The 7,184-nt window shown below is 68.6% G+C and carries 8 protein-coding genes; 2 read left to right on the top strand and 6 right to left on the bottom strand.

Annotated elements, in window-relative coordinates; genetic code table 11:
- Together U9980_RS17825 and U9980_RS17830 are read left to right on the top strand one after the other, a co-directional pair.
- Positions 1-970 (top strand): carbohydrate kinase family protein (locus U9980_RS17825; RefSeq protein ID WP_322768955.1); only part of this gene is annotated, 970 nt, incomplete at its 5' end.
- A gap of 252 nt (positions 971-1,222) precedes the next feature.
- A complete protein-coding gene (locus tag U9980_RS17830) occupies positions 1,223-2,122 on the top strand; it encodes a hypothetical protein (protein WP_322768956.1) in 900 nt (299 codons plus the stop codon).
- Positions 2,123-3,064: 942 nt separating this feature from the next.
- Here U9980_RS17830 and U9980_RS17835 read toward each other — a convergent pair.
- The 6 genes from U9980_RS17835 to U9980_RS17860 form a co-directional block, all read right to left on the bottom strand.
- Entirely contained in the window at positions 3,065-3,544 is a 480-nt protein-coding gene (locus tag U9980_RS17835; RefSeq protein WP_322768957.1) for a hypothetical protein, read from the bottom strand.
- Between the two features lie 65 nt (positions 3,545-3,609).
- Positions 3,610-4,134 (bottom strand): hypothetical protein, encoded by a 525-nt coding sequence (locus U9980_RS17840; RefSeq protein WP_322768958.1) that lies wholly within the window; start codon positions 4,132-4,134, stop codon positions 3,610-3,612.
- 163 nt (positions 4,135-4,297) lie between these two features.
- Entirely contained in the window at positions 4,298-4,471 is a 174-nt protein-coding gene (locus U9980_RS17845) for a hypothetical protein (RefSeq protein WP_322768959.1), read from the bottom strand.
- A 347-nt stretch (positions 4,472-4,818) separates the two neighbouring features.
- Entirely contained in the window at positions 4,819-5,553 is a 735-nt protein-coding gene (locus U9980_RS17850) for a hypothetical protein (RefSeq protein WP_322768960.1), read from the bottom strand.
- 251 nt (positions 5,554-5,804) lie between these two features.
- Entirely contained in the window at positions 5,805-6,128 is a 324-nt protein-coding gene (locus U9980_RS17855; protein WP_322768961.1) for a hypothetical protein, read from the bottom strand.
- A gap of 130 nt (positions 6,129-6,258) precedes the next feature.
- Positions 6,259-7,184: N-6 DNA methylase (locus U9980_RS17860; RefSeq protein WP_322768962.1), on the bottom strand; the 926-nt coding region annotated here is incomplete at its 5' end.

The following is a 7,184-nucleotide window of genomic DNA, read 5'->3' on the forward strand; positions in this document are numbered from 1 at the left end:
GGCCACCGCTTCCGGCCAAGTGGTCTGCTTCAGCTACCTGGCCGCCGCATCGCTGTGGAACGTCGAGCGCTTCCCGCAGGTCAACCACGGCGCCGAGGTTCAGCGGGCCGAAACCTCCATCGCGGCAGATGGCCCGATGGTCGCTGCCGTCTTGACTGCGCTCGGTGTCCCGGCGCTCGTAGTCGCCAACGGCATCGGCGACGATGCCCCTGGCGACCAAGTCAGGGCATGGCTGCACCGCAACCGGGTAATGACCACCTCGGAGACGGTGCTCGGGCTGCCCACGCCGCAAATCGTGATCGTGGCCGACGACCACGGCACCCGTACCTGGTTTCCGCACCTACCCGGCGTCGCCGAGGCCCTGGCCGCGGTCGATCTTGCGCCGCTGGCTGAGGCCTCCTTCGCCTACATCGACTGCTACCAGCTCATCGAGCCCGCGGCTGTCCGCGCCATCCAGGCCGCGCGGCAGGCCGGCGTGCCGCTGCTGGTGAACCTCGGCGGTTCGGTCCTGTCGCCGGCCGTGGCGGCTGCCGTCCAGGGCTATCCCGGCCTGATCATCCAGACCAACGTCGATGACGCCGAACACGAAAGTGCCCCAGCCGCTGCCGGGGCACTGGTCGATCAGACGGGAGCTTCATGGGCGGTGGTCACCGCCGGGGTGTTCGGCGCAGTGGCGGCCGGCCCGGATGACCTGGTGGCCATGCCGGCCTTCGATTTGCAGATACGGCACACCCACTGTGCGGGGGCGGCGTTCTCCGGCGGCGTGATCTACGGCCTGCTGCACGGCCGGCCGATGACGGAAACCCTGCTCTTGGCTACGGCGAGTGGTGGGCTGCGCTGTGAACGTGTCCATCATGGCTCGCTCCCCGGACTGGAGGAACTCCGCGTGTTCATTTCCGAACATCGGCACGGAGTCGGTCCTGGTAGCCGGGCGGGTGAGCATGTCCCGAGCCAAGACTTCAGAGAGTAGTCAAGGTATTGCGATCTTGATGCAAGGGGTCGGCCGTCCATTGCGTTCTCGACCATCCCGATCTTGTCTTGCAATTTACATTGCATTGGCCGGGATTCTGGAGTAGGCGAGCCGAGGTCCATCTTGCTGATTAGCAAGAATTCTTCTCTGCTTTCGGATCAGGTTTAGGCCGGAGCACCCTCGGGTAACTAGCCACAAGATCGGCACATGAAACCGGGGGTAATGGTGCCTCTCCAGCTACGGTGGCTCCTCGTGGGCCTGCTCGGCTGCGTGACTGTCGCAGCGCTTGTGCTTCTCTCTTTTACGGATGGCCTCGTGCGGGTGGGCCTCGCGGTGGTGATGGCTGCCGCCCTCCTAGCCACGCTATATCTCGCGTTGGGGAGCAGTGGATATCTCGGCGCGGCCACGGCCGTTGTTGCGATTACTACCATCGCCTTTGGTCTTCTCACGGTGCTGCCGGGTGGCTCGAAGCGCGATCCCGAGCCCGAGGCCGGCTGTAAGCCGGGTGAGACGATCGCGCCCGAGGCGAACGCCGACCTCTCCCGATGGCAGCAGTTCGGGAACGGGACGGCCTCTTATGGGGCAAACCTTCTACAGATAGCGCTTGAACCGGGCGACTACAACTCGGCTGGCTGGGCCTTGGACGGAGTCGGCTATTGTGATTACCGTCTGACGTTCACCGTCGACCTCAAGACGCCTCCACTCGCCCTGCCCAAAAGCCCAATCTCCAACCTCGGCTGGGGGTTCGGTGTTGGGACCTGCATGGCCATTGGCCAAAATGGTGAACCGATGGGAGCGTACCTACAGTACGGCTTCATTGAATCGCCCGGCGAGCCACAGCGTGTCCTCGCGGGGATTGTTAAGTCCGGAGAGTACAACACCTATACCTTCATCAACGACACACCGGCACGCGTGCCCCGGCCATATGTCGCGGGCGAGCTCATAGAGATCGCCTGGACGATCGAAGTACACGGTCCGACGGCCAGTGCCACTGGGACGGTCGGCGGTGTCCCCGGGCCTCATGTGAAGTGGCCGTTGGCGGACGGCCCTCGTCTGCCCGCGGCCTGTGGCGTAGATGGCGGAAATGGAGTGGCCTTCCGTGTCTGGGGTACGGAGGCCGTGATTCGTTCACCAATGATCACATCGCTGTAGCCATCAGCTAGTACGGCAGCAACAGTGGTAGCCGCGTGGTCTTGATTCGACGGAAGTGCCCCTGACCTGGGCTGTTGTTGCTTCGTGGGAGCGCCCCGACCCCAGCGTCGATGTTTGCGATCTTGGGGCCATCGCCGCGAGATCGGGGATTACGATGCGAGACCTCAAGATCGTCGAAACGACCCGCTCCGCGGATCGTCACAAACCTGCCCATTCCTGCCGATCCGACATCTGATCGATGTTGAGTGCGCAAGGTGCCACGGCGGAGATCTGACATGAAGACCACAAGTAGATCACTGTGACTGTAGTACTAGTTCCTCGTTCGTCTCAAGATGCTCACCGATAGCACGCTCCGGTTCAATTTCCATGAGCGCCGTGGCCGGTTGCGGCGGCTGGCGTTCGATGGTGCGCGCTGGCGCCGTGCGGCGCGAGCTGCGACCGCTCCCAGAGCCTACGGGCCGTGTCGTTCACCGGGCCTATTCACGAACCAGCCGGCGTCACACTGCACAGGAGTCAATGACGGCGTCCTCGCTGGCCGGGTCGGCATCGCTGAGGGGGAACCAGCCGGGTGCCGCATCAGGCGCTCGGCGATGGTCGCCACGTTCTCCTCGATGCGGCGGAGGACGGCGACGATCTCAGCCAGGGCGGTGGAGGCTGGTCCACCACAAGTCTCAGGCTGGGGAGGCGTGTCCGGCCCAGAGCTCCGGGCTCCGAGCGCCGCCGATCTTCTACTCACGGACCGCGATAGGTCACCGCTCGGTTCGACGGGTTCTGCCTCGTCTCCAGCGACAGCGACTTCACCCGGCCGACCCCCGGCGGAGCCCGTGCCAGCCGATCTGCCCCTTGCCCGGCCGGCTGACGGCCCGGCGGCTGAGCCCATGGTCGCCAGCCGTCTGAAGCCGGCGCCGCGCCAGCCCGTTCAGCCGGGCGAGGCGTCCGGGCTCATGCGCCCGTGAGCAGCCGGAGCAGACGGATGCCGGGGGTGCGCTCCGTTGCCTGGACGGGCAGGTCGAAGGTCGTGGGCTCGTCGAAGACGGGTTGCCCGCCCGGCCGGCGAGTGTAGGGGGCCCAGCCGTAGTCGACGCCGTCGTCGGCGTCGTAGGCGGTCCAGACCACGCTTTCCTGCTCGCAGGCACGCAGGGGCCGGCCGGAGAACGCGTGAGCCTGGAGGCCGCCGGGGAGCATCTCGATGATCTGCGGCACGGCGAAGGCGAACCGGCGGACGTGGAGCTGCCGTGCGTGCTCGGCGGCCCGGGTCTCGAAATCGGTGCGCGCGTCCTCGCCGTGGATGTAATCGTAGTTGGAGAGGACCTGTCGGCGGTCCCCGTCGAGGATGACGACCGCCGGGCAGTCGGCCATCCTGATGGACTGCTGCACGCGCCCCACAACGTCGGTCACCAGGGTCCAGGTGGCGTCGTTCACAGTGGCCTCCAGTAGGTCCAGGGGCGCCGGCCGCGTTCCCAGACGAACGCCGGGTGTTCCCTCCGTCAGCGGCGCTTGCGCCGTTGCAGGTTCTCGTCGAGGAGTTCGCGGAGCACGGTGAGGCCGGGCATTCCGGGCCCGGGGTTCAGCGCGATGGAGAAGGCGCCGTCGGGGTCGTCGTCGAACACGGGGGTGCCGTCACGCTTGCGACTGTAGGGGGCCATCCCGCACGACACGCCTTCCTCCTCGTCGTAGAGCGTCCAGACGATCACATGTTGTTCGCCGTCGTCGTCGCGCAGCGGGCCGGTGTTCGGGTTGCGGAACCGGACCGCGTCCTCGTCGATGACGCCTGGACTGCTGATCATCGGGACGGCCAGCACCAGCCGGGCAAGGCCGATCGTTTCGGCCTCGCGGGCGACGCTGCGCTCGAACTCCTCCGCTCGGGCGGGGTCACGCAGGTACGCCGAGTTGCTCAACGTCCGCCCGGAGTCACCTTCCAGCAGCGCGATCGCGGGCTGGTCGCCGTTGCGCAGGGCCTGTTGGACCTGCCTGACGACCTCGTCGACCAGGAAGTGGGACTCGATGTCCATGGCGCTGTCCTTCGGGGGCGGGTGGGATCGGACGGGGCTGGGCCCGGGACGCCGGGCGCGGCGTCCCGGCGGGCGGGGCCCGTTCCCCAGTCTGATCGCCCGGCGACCCGCGGCACAGCCCCGGGTGCGCGCCGCCGCCCCGGGACGGCGACACCGAGCCGGTTCACAACCTCTTGATCTCGCCGCGGGTCGTGGTCACGGACCCGTCCCTGCCGAGGTCGACGGTGATCTCGTCTCCGTCGATGCGGGTGATCCAGCCGAACCGCCAGATCGCACCGTCGTTGAGGGGCACTTTGACGGCGCTACCGATCCGCAGTTCGTTGTGCTCGCTGTCCATGACGAAAACCCTTTCTGCGGGGAAGGAGAGGCGGTCGTCGCCGCCGGTTCACGGGGGTTCAGAATCACGCAGGGAGAGGTCCGCCATGTATTCATGCATGCCGGCGCTCCTTTTCTCGCGGACGTGTTCAGGGTGCGACGGAAGCCCATGCCCAGAAAGAAAGAAATGGTCATCCTGTCGGTAAGAAATGCGGCCGTTGTGAGGCGTCCCGCCGCCGGCTTTGTCATCCGCCTGCCGGCGGCGGCAGGTCACGGTCGTCGCAGCGTGGGCTGCGCGCGAGGCGCGCGAGGGTGCAGCTGCCCGCCGAGCCGTCGGTTTCGCTGCGCCGGGAGGGTGTCGGGTGCAGCTCAGCGGTCCCAGGGTTTGCGGCGAAGGTGATCGCGTGGCGTGGTCCTGGCCTGGATGACGGCGTCGGTCCAGGTCGCGCCGGCCGCTTCGACGTCCTCAGCGGTGGTGATGACGGCCCCAGCGCGCGGGGAGACGGTCCAGCCGAGATGGGTGAACAGCCCGAGTGCGGTGGTGTCTCCGAGGGCGGAGGCGTGGACGGCATCGACGCGCAGGTATGCGGCTATGTGGCCGAGGAGCCGGGTCGGATAGCCGCGGTGGAACAGGGGGGTCGCGCCGGTCGGGGTGGTCATCTCGGCGGCGTGGCGGGCGGCGACGTGAGAGAGCACGGCCAGCACGGCGACGTCGCCGATGCGGGTGTCCTGCGGCTCGTCGTCCTGGACCGTTGTCCGGATGGTGGCGGTGTCGACGGCGTGGCCCCAGGTCCAGCCCTGCTCGGCGAGCTGCTCGGTCTCGCGGGCGAGGGCGGTGGCCTTGGCGGTCAGCGGGTAGCCGAGCACCTGGTAGACCTCGACGGCGGGTTCGAGGTTGAGCAGGCTGGCCGGGTCGAGGTGGGAGTCGAGTCCGAACAGGACGTGGCCGTAGAGCCGGTGCGGCCAGCCGAACCGGTCGAAGTAGGGCTGGAAGGGGACGTCGTCGGCGCGGCGGGTGACGATGTCCTCGCCGTTGACGGTCAGGACGTGGCGGAGTCGGCCGAGTAGCTCGGCGTAGCCGATGAGGTGCGGGGTCGACGGCATGGCTGGGCGCTCCTCTCAGGCGCGGGCGAACGGTGCGGGCGAGCTGATCGGGGTGATGGGACGACCGTGTGTCAGGCGCTGACGGGCCGCGCCGGTCGCGGCTGGTCCGGGATGTCGGCCGCCGGGATGTGACGCGAAGGGCTCGCGGGTGAAAGCCGCGCAATTCGGCCCGCCGCGCGGGAACGCACGGCGGGCCGAGCTGGCTTGAACGCACGGCGGGCCGAGCTGGCTTGTCCGATGGGTTGCGGGTCTCAGTCTTCGACGATCTCCCAGGCCCACTCGTAGGCCCCGACGTAGAACAGGCCGTCCTTCTGATCGGACTCGACGACGGTGGTGGTGTCGTACGTTCCGCTGCGTACGGAGACGACGCCCTGGGTGTCGATGCTGATGGTGTCCACCTCGGCCGCGCCGATATCCGGGTCGGAGGCGGCCTGGTTCGTTTCCCCGACGAGCTGGTGTACCTGGTCCACGGTGAATCCGGGAACGGCGAAGCCGTTCCAGCGCCGTTTGTTGTCGGGGACGTCGTAGACGCTGTAGAGGCCGCCGATCGTGACCTTCATGGTGCGGGGGGACATCGTGGTCCTCTGATTTTCGGTACGCGCGGGGCGGGGGGTGGGGTTCTGGCCGGCGCTGGTCGTCAGGTCCGGGGATTGGGATCGGCGCTGTCGGTGCTGGTCGCGTCGACCAGCCGGGCTACGCCGCCGATCACGTCGGCGGCGAACGCGGCGGCACGGTGCTGGTCGGCGATCTGGAGGACTCGCGGCGCTGGGCGATCGCGGTGGTCTGCCAGGAGTCCGTGAGGGTGTCGCCGACGCCGAGCACGACGTTGGGTCCGAGTTCCCAGAGCGCGGCGTTCACGGCGCAGCAGGCGACCGCGAGATCGTCGATGTCCCCGCCGATCCACAGCATGCTGGCGGGGTCGGTGCCCTGGGCGCGCAGCGTCTGGGCGGCGGCGCGGAACAGTCCGCCGGTGCCGACCGCCGGGTCGATCACGGGCTGGCCCGGTGCCGCCCCGCGCATGAGGGCGGCGGCGAGGATGTCGGCGATGTGGCCTGGGGTGTAGATCTGGCCGGCGACGAGGCGGGCACCGTCGGCGCGCAGCTCGACGAGCAGCGGGCCGAACAGGTCGGCGTCGCGGCGGCGCAGCGTGCCGGTGAGGTGCAGCTGTCCGGCGTCGAGTGCGGCGTGGGCGACGCGGCGGGCCGCGGCGACGGTGGCGGCGTCGGGCGGGTCGGCGCCGAGCCAGGGTTGGACCAGTGGCCAGGCGGCGGGCAGCAGGTCGGGCCGCGCCCGTACGAAAATCGACCATTGGGTGCGCATGCACCCGTGGAACTGCTCGGTGTCCAGCCCGGTGATGAGGTCGGCGGTGGCCGAGGACTGGTCCGGCGGCGGCGTGATCAGGGCGAGGGCGGCAACGGTGGACAGGGGGATCTGGGGCGGAGCCGAGCGGTTCGTGCCGTGCCAGGCACGGGCGACGGCCTCCGCGACCGTCCTCGCGTCCGGTGTGGACGCGCCGGGCGGCCGGTGCGGTCGGCGGGGATTCGCGGGCATGCGTAATCGCTCTCTTCGCGGGGAGAGGACAGGACGGGTCGGGCCGGTGCGCGGGTCGGACGGTTCGCGGTGGACGCAGG

Origin of the sequence: Protofrankia sp. Cr1, assembly GCF_963555865.1 — a bacterium.
GTDB lineage: Bacteria > Actinomycetota > Actinomycetes > Frankiales > Frankiaceae > Protofrankia.

Bases quoted from the DNA above. Each gene is read 5' to 3' on its own strand.
- U9980_RS17840 (WP_322768958.1), bottom strand. From the start codon at position 4,134: ATGGACATCGAGTCCCACTTCCTGGTCGACGAGGTCGTCAGGCAGGTC.
- U9980_RS17845 (WP_322768959.1), bottom strand. From the start codon at position 4,471: ATGGACAGCGAGCACAACGAACTGCGGATCGGTAGCGCCGTCAAAGTG.
- U9980_RS17850 (WP_322768960.1), bottom strand. From the start codon at position 5,553: ATGCCGTCGACCCCGCACCTCATCGGCTACGCCGAGCTACTCGGCCGA.
- U9980_RS17855 (WP_322768961.1), bottom strand. From the start codon at position 6,128: ATGTCCCCCCGCACCATGAAGGTCACGATCGGCGGCCTCTACAGCGTC.